The sequence below is a fragment of the Streptomyces sp. R35 genome, assembly GCF_041053035.1.
Lineage (GTDB): Bacteria > Actinomycetota > Actinomycetes > Streptomycetales > Streptomycetaceae > Streptomyces > Streptomyces lutosisoli.
The window spans coordinates 5903714-5920159 of the sequence record NZ_CP163440.1; the positions used below are offsets into that span (position 1 = coordinate 5903714).

The 16446-nt window shown below is 70.9% G+C and carries 15 protein-coding genes; 8 read left to right on the forward strand and 7 right to left on the reverse strand.

Features of this window, described 5'->3' with window-relative positions; genetic code table 11:
• Positions 1-4 precede the first annotated feature (4 nt).
• The 5 genes from AB5J50_RS27005 to AB5J50_RS27025 all read left to right on the forward strand — a co-directional run bounded on the left by AB5J50_RS27005 (position 5) and on the right by AB5J50_RS27025 (position 6139).
• Positions 5-1624, forward strand: a complete 1620-nt coding sequence (locus AB5J50_RS27005) for a histidine kinase (protein WP_369260851.1) — start codon at positions 5-7, stop codon at positions 1622-1624.
• Positions 1621-2301, forward strand: coding sequence for a response regulator (locus AB5J50_RS27010; protein ID WP_369260852.1), 681 nt, complete (start codon positions 1621-1623; stop codon positions 2299-2301). The genes AB5J50_RS27005 and AB5J50_RS27010 overlap by 4 nt, the downstream gene beginning before the upstream one ends.
• Positions 2302-2756: 455 nt before the next feature.
• On the forward strand, positions 2757-4103 hold the full coding sequence (locus tag AB5J50_RS27015; RefSeq protein ID WP_369260853.1) for a sensor histidine kinase: 1347 nt from the start codon (positions 2757-2759) through the stop codon (positions 4101-4103).
• Entirely contained in the window at positions 4100-4783 is a 684-nt protein-coding gene (locus tag AB5J50_RS27020; protein WP_369260854.1) for a response regulator, read from the forward strand. The genes AB5J50_RS27015 and AB5J50_RS27020 overlap by 4 nt, the downstream gene beginning before the upstream one ends.
• A 135-nt stretch (positions 4784-4918) precedes the next feature.
• The gene (locus AB5J50_RS27025; protein ID WP_369260855.1) at positions 4919-6139 is read left to right on the forward strand and encodes a cytochrome P450; all 1221 of its coding nucleotides are present in this window, start codon (positions 4919-4921) and stop codon (positions 6137-6139) included.
• 102 nt (positions 6140-6241) lie between these two features.
• On the opposite strand, the gene AB5J50_RS27030 is transcribed toward AB5J50_RS27025, so the two are convergent.
• Both AB5J50_RS27030 and AB5J50_RS27035 read right to left on the reverse strand, forming a co-directional pair.
• Positions 6242-7873 (reverse strand): ABC transporter permease, encoded by a 1632-nt coding sequence (locus tag AB5J50_RS27030; RefSeq protein WP_369260856.1) that lies wholly within the window; start codon positions 7871-7873, stop codon positions 6242-6244.
• Positions 7870-8787, reverse strand: coding sequence for an ATP-binding cassette domain-containing protein (locus AB5J50_RS27035; RefSeq protein WP_369260857.1), 918 nt, complete (start codon positions 8785-8787; stop codon positions 7870-7872). Before AB5J50_RS27035 ends, AB5J50_RS27030 begins: the two co-directional genes overlap by 4 nt.
• A 131-nt stretch (positions 8788-8918) precedes the next feature.
• Between AB5J50_RS27035 and AB5J50_RS27040 the strand changes: the two genes are divergently transcribed.
• Positions 8919-9464 (forward strand): GbsR/MarR family transcriptional regulator, encoded by a 546-nt coding sequence (locus AB5J50_RS27040; RefSeq protein WP_369260858.1) that lies wholly within the window; start codon positions 8919-8921, stop codon positions 9462-9464.
• A 59-nt stretch (positions 9465-9523) separates the two neighbouring features.
• Here the strand turns inward: AB5J50_RS27040 and AB5J50_RS27045 are convergent, their stop codons facing one another.
• Both AB5J50_RS27045 and AB5J50_RS27050 read right to left on the reverse strand, forming a co-directional pair.
• Entirely contained in the window at positions 9524-9889 is a 366-nt protein-coding gene (locus AB5J50_RS27045) for a hypothetical protein (protein ID WP_369260859.1), read from the reverse strand.
• A gap of 77 nt (positions 9890-9966) precedes the next feature.
• Positions 9967-11487, reverse strand: coding sequence for an APC family permease (locus AB5J50_RS27050; RefSeq protein ID WP_369260860.1), 1521 nt, complete (start codon positions 11485-11487; stop codon positions 9967-9969).
• A 216-nt stretch (positions 11488-11703) separates the two neighbouring features.
• Here AB5J50_RS27050 and eutB point away from each other — a divergent pair, with 216 nt between their 5' ends.
• Positions 11704-13098: an ethanolamine ammonia-lyase subunit EutB gene (gene eutB / locus AB5J50_RS27055; protein WP_369260861.1), complete on the forward strand. Its 1395-nt coding sequence runs from the start codon at positions 11704-11706 to the stop codon at positions 13096-13098.
• Entirely contained in the window at positions 13095-13895 is an 801-nt protein-coding gene (gene eutC, locus AB5J50_RS27060; protein ID WP_369260862.1) for an ethanolamine ammonia-lyase subunit EutC, read from the forward strand. Before eutB ends, eutC begins: the two co-directional genes overlap by 4 nt.
• Before the next feature lie 135 nt (positions 13896-14030).
• Here the strand turns inward: eutC and AB5J50_RS27065 are convergent.
• The 3 genes from AB5J50_RS27065 to AB5J50_RS27075 form a co-directional block, all read right to left on the reverse strand.
• Positions 14031-14794 (reverse strand): IS5 family transposase gene (locus tag AB5J50_RS27065; protein ID WP_369265526.1). Its coding sequence is split into 2 segments (ribosomal slippage): positions 14031-14492 and positions 14495-14794, totalling 762 coding nucleotides; the frame shifts between segments, so codons are not numbered across the junction.
• Between the two features lie 100 nt (positions 14795-14894).
• Positions 14895-15308, reverse strand: a complete 414-nt coding sequence (locus AB5J50_RS27070) for a hypothetical protein (RefSeq protein ID WP_369260863.1) — start codon at positions 15306-15308, stop codon at positions 14895-14897.
• A 192-nt stretch (positions 15309-15500) separates the two neighbouring features.
• The gene (locus tag AB5J50_RS27075) at positions 15501-16352 is read right to left on the reverse strand and encodes a diacylglycerol kinase (RefSeq protein WP_369260864.1); all 852 of its coding nucleotides are present in this window, start codon (positions 16350-16352) and stop codon (positions 15501-15503) included.
• Positions 16353-16446 lie beyond the last annotated feature (94 nt).

Consider the following 16446-nt stretch of genomic DNA (forward strand, 5'->3'; position numbering starts at 1 on the left):
CCACGTGACCAGCGAGGAGCACCGGGACCCGGACAGTGAGCCCTCCACACCTCCCATGCCGCCCACCGTGCCTGCGGTGTCCCACGACGCCGGGCTCAGTCCGCGGGACACGACGCGCCGTCCCCAACGGCAGGACGGCAAGGGCGAGTCCACCCCTCGGAAAGCCCCGCGCAAGCCCAACAAGCCCAACCCGCAGGAAGCCTCCGGCAACGCTGCGGCGTCCAACACCCGCTCCGCCGCCCGCACATGGGGCGTCAGAGCTCTCGTCGGCTCGGTCCTGACCGACCTCGGGTCGTCGTCGGCCGCGCCGTTGCCGCCGTTGTCCCGGCCGCGGTGGCTGCGCTGGCTGCCGCATGTCGTGGTGTGCTGGGTCGCTCTCGGGGTGGCGCTCGCGGGCGTGGACGCGCTGAACAACTCCTATCGGCTGGGCTTCGCGTTGGGCACGTCGACCGGGCTCGCGCAGGGAGCGGCGATCGCCCTCGCCCTGTGGCGGCCCGTGCCGGCCTGGTGGCTGTCGCTGGGAGCCACGGTGCTGGCCGCCGCGGCGGCACGAGGGCATATGCCGGTCGACTTCCTGCCGCCGGGCCCGGACTGGCCGTGGAGTTCGCCCGCGATCACCGCGCAGGCCTTTGTGCTCTTCCTCCTCGCCCTACGGGTACCCGCGCGCGTGGCCGTCGGTGCGCTGTCCCTGACCGCCCTGGCGACCTACGTCGTGCAGGGGCTGGTCGGCGGGCAGGTCTACCGTTCGACGGGGCTGATGGCGATCGTCGTCTTCGCCGCCGTCGTCCTCCTCGGCACCGCCCTCCGAGGCCGTCGCGTGGCCCGCACCCAGCTCGTCGAGCAGGCCTCGCTGACCGAGGAGGAGCGCGCCCGCCGCACCCTCCTGGAGGAGCGCAGCCGGATCGCCCGCGAACTGCACGACGTGGTTGCCCACCACATGTCGGTGATCTCCATTCAGGCCCAGGTCGCCCCGCACCTGGTCGAGAACCCCACCGAGGAGCTGAAGGAGAACCTGGAGGGCATCCGGCAGAACGCGCTGGAGGCGCTGACCGAACTGCGCCGCGTCCTCGGCGTCCTGCGCTCGGAGAACCCCGAGGACCCGTACGGCCTCGGTGCCGGTACGGGCGCCGCGCCTGACGCCCCGCAGCCCACGCTCGACCGCCTCGACGCCCTCGTCGAGAACACCCGGGCCGCCGGACTGGACGTGACCACGGAGATCACCGGCGAGCAGCTCCCCCTCGCGCCAGGCGTCGAGCTGTCGGCGTACCGGATCATCCAGGAGGCGCTGAGCAACGCCCTGCGGCACGCGCCCGGTTCCGCGGTCCGCGTCGAACTCTGGCACTTCCCGCGCGGCCTCCAGGTCCGGGTCGTCAACTCGAGACCCGAGCGCCCCGCCCCGCCGTCCCCGGGCGCCGGGCACGGTCTGCTCGGCATGCGGGAGCGCGTCGCCATGCTCGGTGGCACCCTCGTGACCTCGGAGACGTCGTGCGGCGGCTTCGCGGTGGCGGCCTTCCTGCCCCGCAACGGCGCGGCTCCCGCAGGCGAAGGCTCGAAGGACGACCCCCCGCCCCTCGGCTCCACCGACGACAACTCCACATGCCTCCCAGGAGAAGAGACCCCATGACGAGCGCGAGCGGCACCATCCGCGTACTGATCGCAGACGACCAGCAGATGGTCCGCCAGGGCTTCACCGTGCTGCTCAACACCCAGCCCGACATCGAGGTGGTCGGCCAGGCGGTCGACGGCCTCGACGCGATCGTCAAAGTCGCCGAGCTCGCCCCGGACGTCGTCCTGATGGACGTCCGCATGCCCGAGCTCGGCGGCATCGATGCCACCCGCCGCATCACCGAGAAGACCCCTCACATCAAGGTCCTGGTCCTCACCACCTTCGACCTCGACGAGTACGTGTACGACGCGTTGCGCGCCGGCGCCTCCGGCTTCCTGCTCAAGGACGCGTCCTCCGACCAGCTCGCCGAGGCGGTACGGGTGGTAGCGGCGGGCGACGCCCTGCTCGCCCCCGGCATCACCCGCCGCCTCATCGCCGAGTTCTCCCGCCTCGACTCCACCCCTCGCGCCCCCCTCAAGCAGCGCGTGGGCGAACTGACCGAACGCGAGACGGAGGTCCTCGCACACATCGCCCAGGGCCTGTCGAACGCGGAGATCGCCGAACGCCTGGTGGTGGCCGAACAGACCGTGAAGACCCACGTAGGCCGCATCCTCGTAAAACTGGGCCTACGCGACCGCACCCAAGCAGCAGTCTTCGCCTACGAGTCGGGCCTGGTCCGCCCGTCGGGCTACTGACTCCCCCCCCGCAAGCCCCCAACCGAGACGGCGGCGCACCCGGCAACGCACGACGCCCCCTCACCCGGGACGGCGGCGCAGCCGACGCACAGCCCCCACCCACCCCCAACCGACAGGCAACTCGCAGTCGGCGACTCACCGAAGGGGCCGTGTCGGTACGTCCAGCCCGTCGCTTACGTGGTTATGGGCAAGTTCATGCTGTGGCAGCAGGCAGTAATGCCCACCGGCGACGGGCTGGACGTACCGGCACGGCCCCGCCCCACCCACCGGCACGGCCCCGCCCCACTCACCCGCACAGGGGCGCCCCACCCACCGACGGCAGGCGACACTCCCACCCACCGACCGACCCACCGGCCGACGGACCCCGGCCATACCCGTAGTACCTGAGACGGATCCGAAAGGACCCTCCTCGCAGGTGACGACCGAGACCCCCGCGGCGGCCTACCGTTTTGAACGTGACCGAGACGACCCAGACCCAGACGCAGATGACACCGCCAAGCGGTGCCAAGCCACGCAGCCCGGAGTTCCGGCTGGCCGCGGACGCCCTGCGCGGGCTGCGGCAGGACCTGTTCCACGACGCCTTCGCCTACCGCCCGCTGCCGCGGATGCGGCTGGACGGCCCGCTCACCCGACGCCTGCCCGAAAAAATAAGGGAGTACGCGGCCTGGACCCCGCACGCCGCGGTGGCGGCGGCCGGACTGATGGCGATGGCCGTGGCCTCCGTGGACGGCGACGCCGGCAGTGTCGGGACGCTGGTGTCCGGACTCCTCGCCCTGCTCCCGGTCCTGGCGACCCTGATCCGGCCGGTCGGTGCCTTCTGGTTCTCGCTCGCGGCGACACCGGTCGCCGCCGTGCTCGGCACCGGCTGGAGCGACTGGCCGTGGCAGCCCGGCAGCTTCGCCGCCCACCTGGTGGTGCTGACGGTCGTGGCGCTGAGGACGAGGCCACGCACCGCCGCATGGATGTGGGTGCTGACCGCGGTGTACGGGATGGTCGCCGAGACCTTCTTCGGCGGGGGGTATTACGACACCAACACCGTGCCGCTGCTGTTCGTCACCGCCCTCGCCCTCCTCGTCGTCACCGTCCTGCACATACGCCGAGAGGCGGAGCAGGAGGTCACCGCCCACCAGTCGGAGACGGCACAGGAGCGCTCCAAGCGCACCCTTCTCGAAGAGCGCACGACGATCGCCCGCGAGCTGCACGACGTGGTCGCCCACCACATGTCGGTGGTCGCGATCCAGGCGGAGGCCGCCCCCTACCGGGTGGAGAACCCGCCGCCGGAGCTGGAGCAGGCCTTCATCACGATCCGGGAGAACGCGGTGGCGGCACTGACCGAGCTGCGCCGCGTGCTCGGTGTCGTCCGGGCCGAGGACTACGAGGCTCCGGACGCCCCCCAGCCCACCCTCGCCGATCTCGACGCACTCCTCGCCAATGTGCGGGACGCGGGTCTGACCGTCGAGAAGGCGGTGACCGGCGCGGTGCGCGAACTGCCGCAGGGCGTCGAGCTGTCGGCGTACCGGATAGTCCAGGAGGCGCTCAGCAACACGCTGCGGCATGCGCCGGGTGCGGCGGCCCGTGTGGAGATCGGTTACGTCCTCGGCGGGCTCGGCCTGCGCATAGTCAACGGCCCCGCGCCGGTGACGAGCCTGACGAAGTCCACGCACGGCGCGGGGCACGGCATCACCGGCATGCGCGAGCGGGTCACGATGCTGGACGGCGAGATGACGGCGGGCGAGGCGGACGACGGGGGCTATGAGGTGACGGTGTTCCTGCCGGTGCCCGCGATGGAGGAGTCCGGATGACGGGCGGCACCAGCGGCGCGATTCGCGTACTGATCGCCGACGACCAGGTGATGGTCCGCGAGGGCTTCTCCGTGCTGCTCGGCGCGATGCCGGACATCGAGGTGGTCGGCGAGGCGGTGAACGGACGGGACGCGGTCGAGCGGGTCCGTGAGCTCGCACCGGACGTCGTGCTGATGGACATCCGGATGCCGGAGATGAACGGGATCGAGGCGACCCGGGAGATCGTCGCCGCGGACGGTGCCGCGAAGGTGCTGGTGCTGACGACGTTCGACCTCGACGAGTACGTGTACCAGGCGCTGCGCGCGGGAGCCTCCGGCTTCCTGCTCAAGGATGCCTCGGCGCGGCAGCTCGCCGATGGGGTGAGGGTGGTGGCGGCCGGGGAGGCGCTGCTCGCTCCCTCCGTCACCAAGCGGCTGATCACCGAGTTCTCCAAGCTCGCGGACGCGCCCCGGCTCTCGTCCACGGCGCAGGCGGCGTACGGGGATCTGACCGAGCGGGAGACGGAGGTGCTGGTCCTTATCGCCCAGGGCCTGTCGAACGCGGAGATCGCGGGGCGTCTCGTCGTCGCCGAGTCCACGATCAAGACCCATGTGAGCCGCATCCTGGTGAAGCTGGGCCTGCGGGACAGAACCCAGGCGGCGGTGTTCGCGTACGAGGCACGGTTGGTCACGCCGCGGTGAGCAACCGGGGCGAGGGCGGGGCAGGCGGCAGGGTACGGGGGTCCCTGCCACAGGCCTGGGGCGATCCCCTCGTCGAGACGCCGCTGGTCGAGACGCCCCTGTTCAGAGGGGGGTGCGTCGGGCTAGCGTCCGTTCATGGCAGCTTTGGAGACTCCGCAGGCCTTCGACCCGTGGGACCCGGCGTTCGTGGCGGACCCGTACCCGGCGTACGAGGAGCTGCGTGCGCGTGGCCGGGTGCACTACTACGAGCCCACGAAGCAGTGGCTGGTGCCGCATCACGCGGATGTGTCGGCGTTGCTGCGGGACCGACGCCTGGGCCGGACGTATCAGCACCGGTTCGAGCACGAGGACTTCGGGCGGACGGCGCCGCCGGCCGAGCACGAGCCGTTCCATGTGCTCAACGACCACGGGATGCTCGACCTGGAGCCCCCGGACCACACGCGCATCCGGCGGCTGGTGTCGAAGGCGTTCACGCCGCGTACGGTCGAGCAGCTGAAGCCGTACGTCGAGCGGTTGGCGGGTGAGCTGGTCGCCGGTCTGGTGGAGGCCGGTGGCGGCGATCTGCTGACCGATGTGGCGGAGCCGCTGCCGGTGGCGGTGATCGCCGAGATGCTGGGCATCCCGGAGTCCGACCGGGCGCCGCTGCGGCCCTGGTCGGCGGACATCTGCGGGATGTACGAGCTGAAGCCGTCCGAGGAGACGGCGGCGAAGGCGGTCCGGGCGTCGGTCGAGTTCACGGAGTATCTGCGGGAGCTGATCGAGGCGCGTCGCAAGGAGCCGGGCGACGACCTGATCTCGGGCCTGATCGCGGCGCACGACGAGGGGGACCGCCTCACCGAGCAGGAGATGATCTCCACGTGTGTCCTGCTGCTGAACGCGGGGCACGAGGCGACGGTCAATGCCACGGTGAACGGGTGGTGGACGTTGTTCCGGCACCCCGAGCAGCTGGCGGCCCTGCGTGCGGACCACTCCCTGATCCCTACGGCGGTGGAGGAGCTGATGCGCTACGACACCCCGCTCCAGCTCTTCGAGCGGTGGGTTCTCGACGACATCGAGATCGACGGTACGACGATCCCTCGTGGCGCGGAGATCGCCATGCTCTTCGGCTCGGCGAACCATGACCCGAAGGTCTTCGAGGCGCCGGAGCGGCTGGACCTCACCCGCGCCGACAACCCGCACATCTCCTTCAGCGCGGGCATCCACTACTGCATCGGCGCACCGCTGGCCCGTATCGAACTGGCGGCGTCCATGGCCGCGTTGCTGGAGCGGGCCCCGACCCTGTCCCTGGCAGCCGAGCCGGAGCGCAAGCCGAACTTCGTGATCCGGGGGCTGGAGGGCCTGCGGGTGGACATCTGAAAGCCCTGGAGGGAGCCGACGCCGGCCGCCACGACGACGCCGGCCGCGTCCCGCACCTCTGCCGATCCGGTGCGGGACGCGGCGCCGTCCAGTCCTCGTGGCTCACCCGCTCAGGTCCCGCCGCCGCAGCCCCGCCAGCCCCACCCCTGTCAGCGCCACCGCGAGGGCCGTGAGGACGAGTACCGGCGTCCATGCCATGTCGCCGCCCGGCAGCTTGGGGAGGTGGCCGAAGGGGGAGAGGTCCAGGACGGTTTGGGGGACGTTGAGGGCGGGGCCGATCCAGCCGAGCAGGAGGGCGAGGCCGGCCACGCCCCAGGCGCCGGGGGCCAGGTGGGGCGAGAGGCCGTAGAGCAGGACCGCGAGGCTGCCCAGAGTCCAGATCGCCGGGACCTGGACGAGGCAGGCGCCGAGGATGGGGCCCAGGTCGGCGCCGTAGCCGAGGCCGAGTCCGAGGCCGCCGAGCAGCATGATGAGGACGGCGCCGCCGAAGGCGATGGCCAGGTGGCCGGAGGTCCAGCGCAGTCGGCCCACCGCGTTCGCCAGGATCGGTTCCGCCCGCTGCGAGGTCTCCTCGCCGTGCAGCCGCAGGACGGAGGCCACCACGAACAGCGCGGCGACCATGCCCAGCATCCCGACCATCGTGGCGAGGAACGCGTCCGTGATCCCGGTCTGCCCGCCCATCCGTTCGATGATCTCGCGGGTCTTGTCGTTGTTCCCGACGAGGTCCGAGGCCCCCTTCGTCATCCCGCCGAACGCGGCCCCGGCGGCGAGGAACCCGAGGCTCCAGCCCAGCACGGCGCCCCGCTGCAGGCGCCAGGCCAGTGCCCCCGCCGTACCGAGCCGTCCCGCGGCGGGCCCGGGCCGCGTCGGCAGGAAGCTCATGCCGACATCGCGGCGCCCGGCGAGCTCGTAGGCGACCGCGCCCTGGATTGCGACCGCCGCCGCGAACAGCAGCAGGACCCACCAGCGTTCGTCCGCGAAGGACCTGATCTCCTCCAGCCAGCCCACTGGGGAGATCCAGGTCAGCGGCGAGGATCCGTCGTCCGTCGCCGAGTCGCCCGCCGCCTTCAGGACGAAGGCCGCACCGAGCAGCCCGCCCGTCAGCCCCTTCGCGAGCCGCGCGCTCTCCGTCAACTGGGCGACGATCGCCGCCATCGTGGCGAAGACCATGCCGACTCCGCCGACGGCGAGCCCCAACGCCAGTGCCCCGGCGCCGCCCTGCCCCGCCAGCCCGCCCGCGATGAGCAGCGCGAGGACGCCGTTCGCGACGAACGCCGCCAGCAGCGCGGCCGTCAGCGGGGCCCGGCGGCCCACCATCGCCGACGAGATGAGTTCCTGCCGCCCGCTCTCCTCCTCGTCCCGGGTGTGCCGTACGACGATGAGCAGGCTCATGATTCCGGCGAACACCCCGGCGTAGCAGCCGATGCGCCAGGCGGTGAGTCCGCCGAGCGAGTCGCTGAACACCGGCCCGTACGTGGCGCGCAGGGAGCTGTTGGTGAGCATCTGGCGGGCCACGTCGGCGCGTTCGGCCGGGGTGCTGTAGACGGTCTTCAGCGAGTTCGGCATGGAGAGCACCAGCAGGCCGATCACACCGGCCCAGAGCGGCATCATCACGCGGTCGCGGCGCAGCGCGAACCTCAGGAGCGCGCCCGTTCCCGCCAGTTGACGGGACCCTCCGGCCCGCACCGCGAAGGCCGAGGCACTCTTGGCGCCCGTGGCATCCGTGGTGGTCATCGCGCCTTCGCCCCCTCGGAAGCAGCCGGGGCATCTTCCTGGTAGTGCCGCAGGAACAGCTCCTCCAGCGTCGGCGGGGTCGACTTCAGCGACCGTACGCCGGAGTCCGTGAGCGAACGCAGTACGGCGTTCAGCTTGTCCGTGTCGACCTGCAACCGCACACGCCTGCCCTGTACGTCGACGTCGTGCACCCCGGGCAGTGACGCCAACCCGTCGGGCGCGCCCACGAGTTCGGCGGTGACACTCGTACGGGTCAGGTGGCGCAGTTCGGCGAGTGTGCCGCTCTCGACGGTCCGGCCCTTGCGGATGATGCTGACCCGGTCGCAGAGTTCCTCCACCTCGCTGAGGATGTGCGAGGACAGCAGGATGGTGCGGCCCCGGTCGCGTTCCTCCTCGACGCAGCGCTGGAAGACCTCCTCCATCAGCGGGTCGAGGCCCGAGGTCGGTTCGTCGAGGATCAGCAGGTCGACGTCCGAGGCGAAGGCGGCGACGAGGGCGACCTTCTGACGGTTGCCCTTGGAGTAGGTGCGCCCCTTCTTGGTTGGGTCCAGCTCGAACCGTTCGATCAGGTCGGCACGCCGCGCCTTGTCGAGACCGCCGCGGAGCCGGCCGTACAGGTCGATGACCTCGCCGCCGGAGAGGTTCCGCCACAGCGTCACATCACCGGGGACGTAGGCGACCTGGCGGTGCAGTTCCACCGCGTCCGCCCACGGGTCCCTGCCCAGCAGCTGTGCCGCGCCCGAGTCGGCGCGCAGCAGGCCGAGCAGGACACGGATGGTGGTGGACTTCCCTGAGCCGTTCGGGCCGAGGAAGCCGTGCACCTCGCCGGTCTCGACGTCCAGGTCGAGGCCGTCCAGCGCGTGTGTCCTGCCGAACGACTTGTGCAGCCCCGAGACCGTGATCGCCTTCGTCATGGTTCAGAACGTACGCTACTTTCACAAATTTGTGAAGTTAAGGAAGCGTATGAACCCCGGATACACTGGGTGGCGGCGTGTGAGCAGGGGGAATGGGCAGGGGAAATGTGAGCAGGGGAGATGATCCAGGGATGGCCGAGCCCAAGGCCGAGCCCAAGGGGCCCGTGAAGCCCGAGGAGCCCGCGGAGCCCAGGGTGGCGGAGCGGGACGCCGAAGCGGTCTCCAAGTTCGTCGAGAGCTTCGCGGCGCAGCTCGTCGAGGCCGGGATGCAGCGGATGCCGGCTCGTGTCTTCGGGGCGCTGCTCGCCTCCGACACCGGCACGATGACCTCCGCCGAGCTGGGCGAACAGCTGCGGATCAGCGCGGCCGCGGTCTCCGGCGCGGTGCGGTATCTGGCGCAGCAGCACATGGTTTCGCGGGAGCGCGAGCCCGGATCCCGCCGTGAGCGCTACCGCGTCCACAGCAACCAGTGGTACGAGGCCCTCACCAACCGTGAGGCGGTCCTCAAGCGTTGGGAGTACGCCCTGCGCGAGGGCGTCGAGGGCCTGGGCCGCGAAACCCCCGCCGGTCGCCGCCTCGCCGAGACCCTCGCCTTCTTCGAGTTCGTCGACGGCGAGATCGCCGAGATGATGGAACGCTGGCGGGTGCATCGCGACCGGGTCTTCGGCGACAGCTGAACCGGCCGCGCCAACAGGCCGCGCCAACCGGCCCCGTCGCCCGGCCGCAGGCGCGAACGCTACCCGTCGGCGGCTTCCGGCGCGGGCTCGACGGGCTGCCCCACCTCCGTGGACCACCTCGGCCGCCACCGCGCCGCGAACTCGGCGAAGTCCTCGCGCAGGTAGGCCGGATCCACCGGCTTCAGCCGAAGCTGCCACCGTTCGTCCGCCCACCACACCTCGAACGCGGTGACGGTGCCTTCCGTGGGCCAGCGCTCCGGGACGAGGGGGAGGAGAAGGACGTCGACGAATCCGCCCACCTCAAGCCCGACGTCGACGAAGACACCGATGGCCCCCGGCCGGGGAACCTTCACGACGGTGCCGGTGAGGACCTGCCCGAAGCGCAGCCGGCCACGGATCCTCTTCCACTCCGCGTCGCTGACCACCCGTACATCATGACAAGGGGCGGACGCCGTGGCGCCCGCCCCCTCGGCGCTCGGGGCGCCGGTCAACTCGCGGGGAACTACCGTTCCTTCGTCTCCTCCAGGACCGTGCGGCCCAGGAGCGCGTACCGTTCCGGGGCCCGGCGCTTCAGGTAGGTCGCGTAGGCCAGGCCGCCGACCGCTATCAGGGCGACGATCCACGGGGTGGACTTGAGGATGAGGGAGCCGGACTCCGTGCCCGCCGCGGCGCCCATGTTGGAGACCAGCAGGGCCACTACGCCGAGCATGGCGAGGCCGCCGAGGAGGGGGGCGGTGAAGGTCTTGAACCAGTGCTTGCTCTCGGGGTGGTGGGTGCGGAAGTAGGCGAGGACCGCGAAGGAGCAGACGGCCTGGACGATCAGGATGGCCATGGTGCCGAGGATGGCGAGCAGGACGTAGGTACCGGTGTACGGGTCCTTGCCGGCGGCCCAGAACGCGCCGATCAGGATCGCGCTGACGACCGTCTGGACCAGGCCCGCGATGTGCGGCGAGCCGTGCCGGGGGTGGGTGCGGCCGATGGTCCGCTGGAGGGAGGGCAGGACACCCTCGCGGCCCAGGGCGTACATGTAGCGGGCGGCGCAGTTGTGGAAGGCCATGCCGCAGGCCAGTGAGCCGGTGATCATCAGCCACTGCATGACGTCGACGGCCCAGTGGCCGACGTAGTGCTCGGTGGGGTTGAAGAAGAGCGCGAGGGGGTTCGCGGAGGAGGCGGCCGAGACGGCCTCGCTCTCGCCGTTGCCCGTGATGGCCATCCAGGAGACGAAGACGTAGAAGACGCCGACGCCCAGGACGGAGATCATCGTCGCCTTGGGGATGATCTTCTTCGGGTCGCGGGACTCCTCGCCGTACATCGCCGTCGACTCGAAGCCGACCCACGACCAGAAGGCGAAGAAGAGACCGAGTCCGGCGCTGGTGCCCTTGAAGGCGTTGACCGGGTTGACCGGGCCGAAGGTGAAGCCGTGCGGGCCGCCGCCGTGCAGGGCGACGGAGATCGCCATCGCGGCGAGGATCGTCACCTCGGTGCCCAGCAGCACGACCAGCAGCTTTTCGGCCACGGAGACGCCGAACCAGGTGCCGGTCGCGTTGACGGCCAGCATCAGGATCGCGAACGCCCACCACGGCACGTCAAGTCCCGTCTGGTCCTTGAGGGTTCCGGTGGCGAAGGTGGAGAAGATGCCGATCAGGGCCGGCTCGAAGACGACGTACGCGAAGGTGGCCAGCAGGCCCGAGGCGAGTCCGACGGTGCGGCCGAGACCGTACGAGATGAAGCCGTAGAAGGCGCCGGTGGAGGTGATGTGCTTTGCCATCGAGGTGAAGCCGACGGAAAAGATCGCCAGTACGACCATTGCGACGAGGTAGCTCGCCGGGGCGCCGATGCCGTTGCCGGCGGAGACCATGAAGGGCACGTTGCCGGTCATGGCGGTGATCGGCGCGGCGGTGGCGACGGCCATGAAGACCACACCGAGGAGGCCGATCGCGTTCGGCTTCAGCCGGTGAACTGTCCCTCCGGGCACGGAATCCGTGTCCGCGGCCTCGGGGGCCACGCCCTCTTGTACTGCCATCGGGTGGCCCCTTTCCTCATGCACTCGGTCGGTGAGCGGTCGGTGATCGGTGGTGTTCGACGAGCCGGAATCCTGCTGGGCAAATGAGTCGTCTTACCGGCAGCCGCGTTAAATGTTTGTCAACCAGACCTTTAGAGCGGTGCGGGAGCGAACGTCTGCGTTAACTCTCCGGCCGGGTGTGGACCCGGCCCCGTACCCCTTCGTACGGTCGCCGTCATGAGCACCTACTCCGCCACCCTCGGCGGCCGGAAATACACCTTCGCCGGCCTCGCGTCGCTGCTCGCCGCCGCGAGCCCCGAGCGCTCCGGCGACCGGCTCGCCGGGCTCGCCGCCGAGTCCGCGCAGGCGCGGGTGGCGGCGCGGTGGGCGCTGGCCGAGGTGCCGCTCGCACGGTTTCTCGCCGAGCCGGTGATTCCGTACGAGGACGACGACGTGACCCGGTTGATCGTGGACAGCCATGACCCGGTGGCCTTCGCGCCCGTGTCCGCGCTCACCGTCGGCGACTTCCGGGAATGGCTGCTGTCCGAGGCGGCGGACGCGACGGCGCTCGCCGCGCTGGCCCCCGGGCTGACGCCCGAGATGGTGGCCGCCGTGTCCAAGCTGATGGGCAACGCGGACCTGGTGGCGGTCGCCCGCAAGGTGCGGGTGGTCACCGCCTTCCGCTCCACGATCGGCCTGCCCGGCCGCCTGGCCACCCGCCTCCAGCCCAACCACCCCACCGACGACCCGGCGGGCGTCGCGGCGGCCCTGCTCGACGGACTCCTCCTCGGCTCCGGCGACGCGGTGATCGGCATCAACCCGGCGACGGACAGTCCGAAGGCAGTACGGGACCTGCTGGAACTGCTGGACGGAGTGATCGACCGCTACTCCATCCCCACCCAGTCCTGCGTCCTGTGCCACGTCACCACCAGCATCGACCTGATGGAACGCGGCGCCCCCGTCGACCTCGTCTTCCAGTCCATCGCCGGTACGCAGGCCGCGAACGCGTCCTTCGGCGTCACCCTGGGGCTGCTCGACGAGGCGTACGAGGCCGCCAAGGGGCTCGGGCGGGGGACGGTCGGGCAGAACGCCCTGTACTTCGAGACCGGCCAGGGCAGCGCGCTGTCCGCCGACGCGCACCACGGGGTGGACCAGCAGACGGTGGAGGCACGGGCGTACGCGGTGGCCCGGCGCTACGACCCGCTGCTGGTGAACACCGTCGTGGGCTTCATCGGCCCGGAGTACCTGTACGACGGCCGCCAGATCCTCCGGGCGGCCCTGGAGGACCACTTCTGCGGCAAGCTGCTCGGCCTCCCGATGGGCCTGGACATCTGCTACACCAACCACGCCGACGCGGACGACGACGACATCGCCACGATGCTCACGATGCTGGGCGTGGCAGGCGCGTCCTTCGTGATCTGCACGCCGGGCGGTGACGACATCATGCTCAACTACCAATCCGCCTCGTACCACGACGCGTTGTACCTGCGCGAGGTCCTCGGGCTGCGCCCGGCACCGGAGTTCGAGGCGTGGCTGGACGGGATCGGACTGCTGGACGGCGGTGGCGCCATCAGGGATGTGTCCGGTACGGCGCACCCCTTGATGACGATCGGCAAGGAGATAGCCGCATGACGGACGACCGCCAACTGGGTCAACTGGCAACGCTCGTACGGGCGTTGGTGGCACCGCCCGAGTCCGACGCCTCGCTGTGGGCGTCGCTGCGCCGCCACACCCAGGCCCGGATCGGACTCGGCCGTGCGGGGTCGGCGCTGCCCACCCGGCACCGGCTCGAACTGCAGGCCGCGCATGCGGCGGCGCGGGACGCGGTGCATTCGCCGTTCGAGCCGGACGTGGTGGCGGCCGCGCTGACGGGCGTTCCGACGATACGGGTGCGCAGTGCCGCCCCCGATCGGCTCACGTATCTTCAGCGCCCCGACCTGGGGCGGCGGCTGGACGACATCGACCGTGCACATCTGCCGCGCGATGACTGGGACCTGGTGTTCGTGGTCGCCGACGGGTTGTCCAGCCGGGCGGTTCACGAGCATGCGGCGCCGGTGATCCGGGAGACGGCGGCGCTGCTGCCCGCCGAGTGGCGGGTCGCGCCGGTGGTGCTTGCCGAGCAGGCTCGGGTGGCGCTCGGGGACGACATCGCGCATGCGCTGGGGGCCTCGATGGTGGTCGTCCTCATCGGCGAGCGCCCTGGTATGTCGGCGGCCGACTCCCTGGGCGCCTACCTGACCCACACCCCCCGCCCCGGCCACACGACCGACGCCGACCGCAACTGCCTCTCCAACATCCGGCCGCCGCTGGGTCTGACCCATGCCGCGGCTGCCGCCAAGCTGGTGGCGTTGATGCGGGGGGCGCGGGAGCTGGGCCGCACGGGGGTTGCCTTGAAGGACGAGTCGGACACGGCGCTGTCGGTGGGGTGAGTTTTTTTCGCCCCCGCCGCCCCTACCCGTCCCATCCCGTTCCTGGGGGCTCCGCCCCCAGCCCCCCGGGTCGTGTGTCGTCTGCGGGCCGGTGGGGGCTGGTCGCGCAGTTCCCCGCGCCCCTAAGAAGCCGTCTCATTTGGTGAGTCTGCGGTAGCAGATGAGGGTGCAGGCGATGCTGGTGAAGGCAAGGAAGTGCTCGGCTTTGCGTTCGTAGCGTCGGTGGAGGCGTCGGCAGCCGGCGAGCCAGGCCATGGTGCGTTCGATGGTCCAGCGGTGGCGGCCCAGTCGCTGTGAGGGCTCGATCCCCCTGCGGGCGATGCGGTGCACGATGCCGCGCCCGCGTAACCATCGCCGCAGATGGGAGTAGTCGTAGCCCTTGTCGGCGTGGAGCTTTGCCGGCTTGCGTCGTCGGCGTCCGCGGCGGGAGCGGATCGGCGGTATGCCCTTCACCAGAGGGATCAGGGCCTGACTGTCGTGCAGGTTCGCCCCCGAGATTCCGACGGACAGGGGCAGACCGGTCCGCTCGGTGATCAAGTGGATCTTCGAACCGTACTTGCCCCGATCCACAGGATTCGGGCCCGTCAGGTCCCCCTTTTCAGGGCCCGCATGTTCACCGAGTCGATCGCGCAGCGGGACCAGTCCAACTCGCCGCGGGAGCCGAGCTCGTCCAGGACCAGGCGGTGGAGCTTGGCCCACACTCTGGCCTTCGTCCACTCGGAGAAGCGCCGATGGGCCGTCGCACCCGACGGCCCGAACGACGCTGCGGGCAACTGCTGCCACGTGCAGCCCGACGTGGCCACGAACACGATCGCCGCCAGCACCTCCCGGTCACCATGCCGACGTCGGCCACCGCCCTGAGGTCGCGTAGGCGCCTCCGGCACCACCCGCTGGAACATCTCCCACAACTCATCCGGCACCAGCCGCTCAACAATCCCCACCACCACAGACTATCGAACACGCCAAATGAGATGACGTCTAAAAGCCAAAAGCCAAAAGCTAAGAGCTCTCCGCCTCGGCGGTGGTGAGCTGGTCGCGCATGTCGCTGGCGGTCTTGCGTATCGACTCGCGGAGCGATGGTGAGAAGTCAGGGCGGGTTTCGGCTCTGGTGGCGGCGGCTTCGGCCGACTCGGTCCAGGAGCGGAGGACTTCGAGGGGGCGCTGGTGGCCGCAGTCCAGTTCGGCGCCCGACTGGTCATAGACGACGGCCTCGTAGCCGACGTTCACCCAGACGCTGATGCCCTGGTCGTGGAAGGCCACGTCGAACGGCACGTCATCCGCGGGCGCGGGCTCCGAGTCCCCGGCCACGACCGTGAACTGCTCGCCCGGCTTCATCCAACGGTCCTCACCGAGCGGCTCGGTCCAGAGCGCGAGTATCCCGTCGGTGTCGTTGCTCAGTCTCACCTTGGCCATCCGAGCAGGCTAACCAGGCGCCCCTCAAGGGGCGCGAGGAACTGCGCGACCAGCCCCCACCGCCCCGCAGCCGACGCGCAACCCCAGTCTTTCCAGGGGCGCGGGGAACTGCGCAATCTTTTAGGGGGGTCTGGGGGCGCAGCCCCCAGGGACGGGATAGGACGGGTAGGGGCGGCGGGGGCGAGAAACCCCCTACGCGAGCCCCGGCGGCAAGGTAAGCCCCCACGCCCCCTCCCGCACCACCCACGTCCGAGTCCGCACAGGCCCCCCGACCACAGAATCCGCCCGATACCGAAAGTCGGCCCCGGACACAGTCACCCTCCGCCCCACGACCCGGAGGGGCGACCCCTCGACCCCCACCGACGCGGGCCGGATCTCCACCTCCGCACCCCCCAGCACCCCGGGCGTCACCGACACCGCCTCCACAGGCTGGTCAAGATCCACCACCAGCACCCCGTCCACCTCGATCCGCAACCGCGCAGGCCCGGACCCCGGCACGGCAGCCAGCCGCGCGGGCCGCGCGGCGAGGGTGCGGACCAGGGACTGGCAGGTGCGCAGCCAGGGGTGCGACGCGGCCTCCGAGGGGACCTCCGAGGGGACCGGGGACAGCACCGACGGGATCCGGAGCGCGCCCAGCACCACCCCGTCGCTGTCGTCCACGAGCAGGTCCAGCCGCCGCTCGACCCCGTCGAGAACGGCCCGCGCGGCGGCCACGGCCCCGGTCGGCACCCCCAGCGACCGGGCCAGCGACAGCACACCCCCCACCGGCACCAGCGACAGCCCACACGCGGTGAGCTCCCGCTGCCGGTGCAAAAGGGACACAGTCCGCAGCAGGGCCCGGTCGTCGCCGATCACGACAGGTCGCCGGGACCCTCGTCGGGCCAATGCCCGAGCGAATTCCTCGGGCCCCTCCGGCAGGCACACTTTCGTCGCCGCACCCGCGCTGAGCACGTCTTTCGCGATCCGTACAGACTCGCCGTCCGTCCGACGGGCGACCGGGTCGATGACCACCAAGAGCTGGTCGGAAGCCGCCACCTCGGTCATGCCTCGCTTCCTCGGGTACCATCTTGCTGCAAGAGCCCCTTGCGCTATTGCGCCAGGGGCTTCGTCTATTCCGGGGCATCCGGTCCGACGGTCG

What these genes read in the sequence shown, in the direction of transcription:
- AB5J50_RS27010 (WP_369260852.1), top strand. Translation starts at nt 1,621, where the DNA reads ATGACGAGCGCGAGCGGCACCATCCGCGTACTGATCGCAGACGACCAG.
- AB5J50_RS27020 (WP_369260854.1), top strand. Translation starts at nt 4,100, where the DNA reads ATGACGGGCGGCACCAGCGGCGCGATTCGCGTACTGATCGCCGACGAC.
- AB5J50_RS27025 (WP_369260855.1), top strand. Translation starts at nt 4,919, where the DNA reads ATGGCAGCTTTGGAGACTCCGCAGGCCTTCGACCCGTGGGACCCGGCG.
- AB5J50_RS27030 (WP_369260856.1), bottom strand. Translation starts at nt 7,873, where the DNA reads ATGACCACCACGGATGCCACGGGCGCCAAGAGTGCCTCGGCCTTCGCG.
- AB5J50_RS27035 (WP_369260857.1), bottom strand. Translation starts at nt 8,787, where the DNA reads ATGACGAAGGCGATCACGGTCTCGGGGCTGCACAAGTCGTTCGGCAGG.
- AB5J50_RS27040 (WP_369260858.1), top strand. Translation starts at nt 8,919, where the DNA reads ATGGCCGAGCCCAAGGCCGAGCCCAAGGGGCCCGTGAAGCCCGAGGAG.
- AB5J50_RS27050 (WP_369260860.1), bottom strand. Translation starts at nt 11,487, where the DNA reads ATGGCAGTACAAGAGGGCGTGGCCCCCGAGGCCGCGGACACGGATTCC.
- eutB (WP_369260861.1), top strand. Translation starts at nt 11,704, where the DNA reads ATGAGCACCTACTCCGCCACCCTCGGCGGCCGGAAATACACCTTCGCC.
- eutC (WP_369260862.1), top strand. Translation starts at nt 13,095, where the DNA reads ATGACGGACGACCGCCAACTGGGTCAACTGGCAACGCTCGTACGGGCG.
- AB5J50_RS27070 (WP_369260863.1), bottom strand. Translation starts at nt 15,308, where the DNA reads ATGGCCAAGGTGAGACTGAGCAACGACACCGACGGGATACTCGCGCTC.
- AB5J50_RS27075 (WP_369260864.1), bottom strand. Translation starts at nt 16,352, where the DNA reads ATGACCGAGGTGGCGGCTTCCGACCAGCTCTTGGTGGTCATCGACCCG.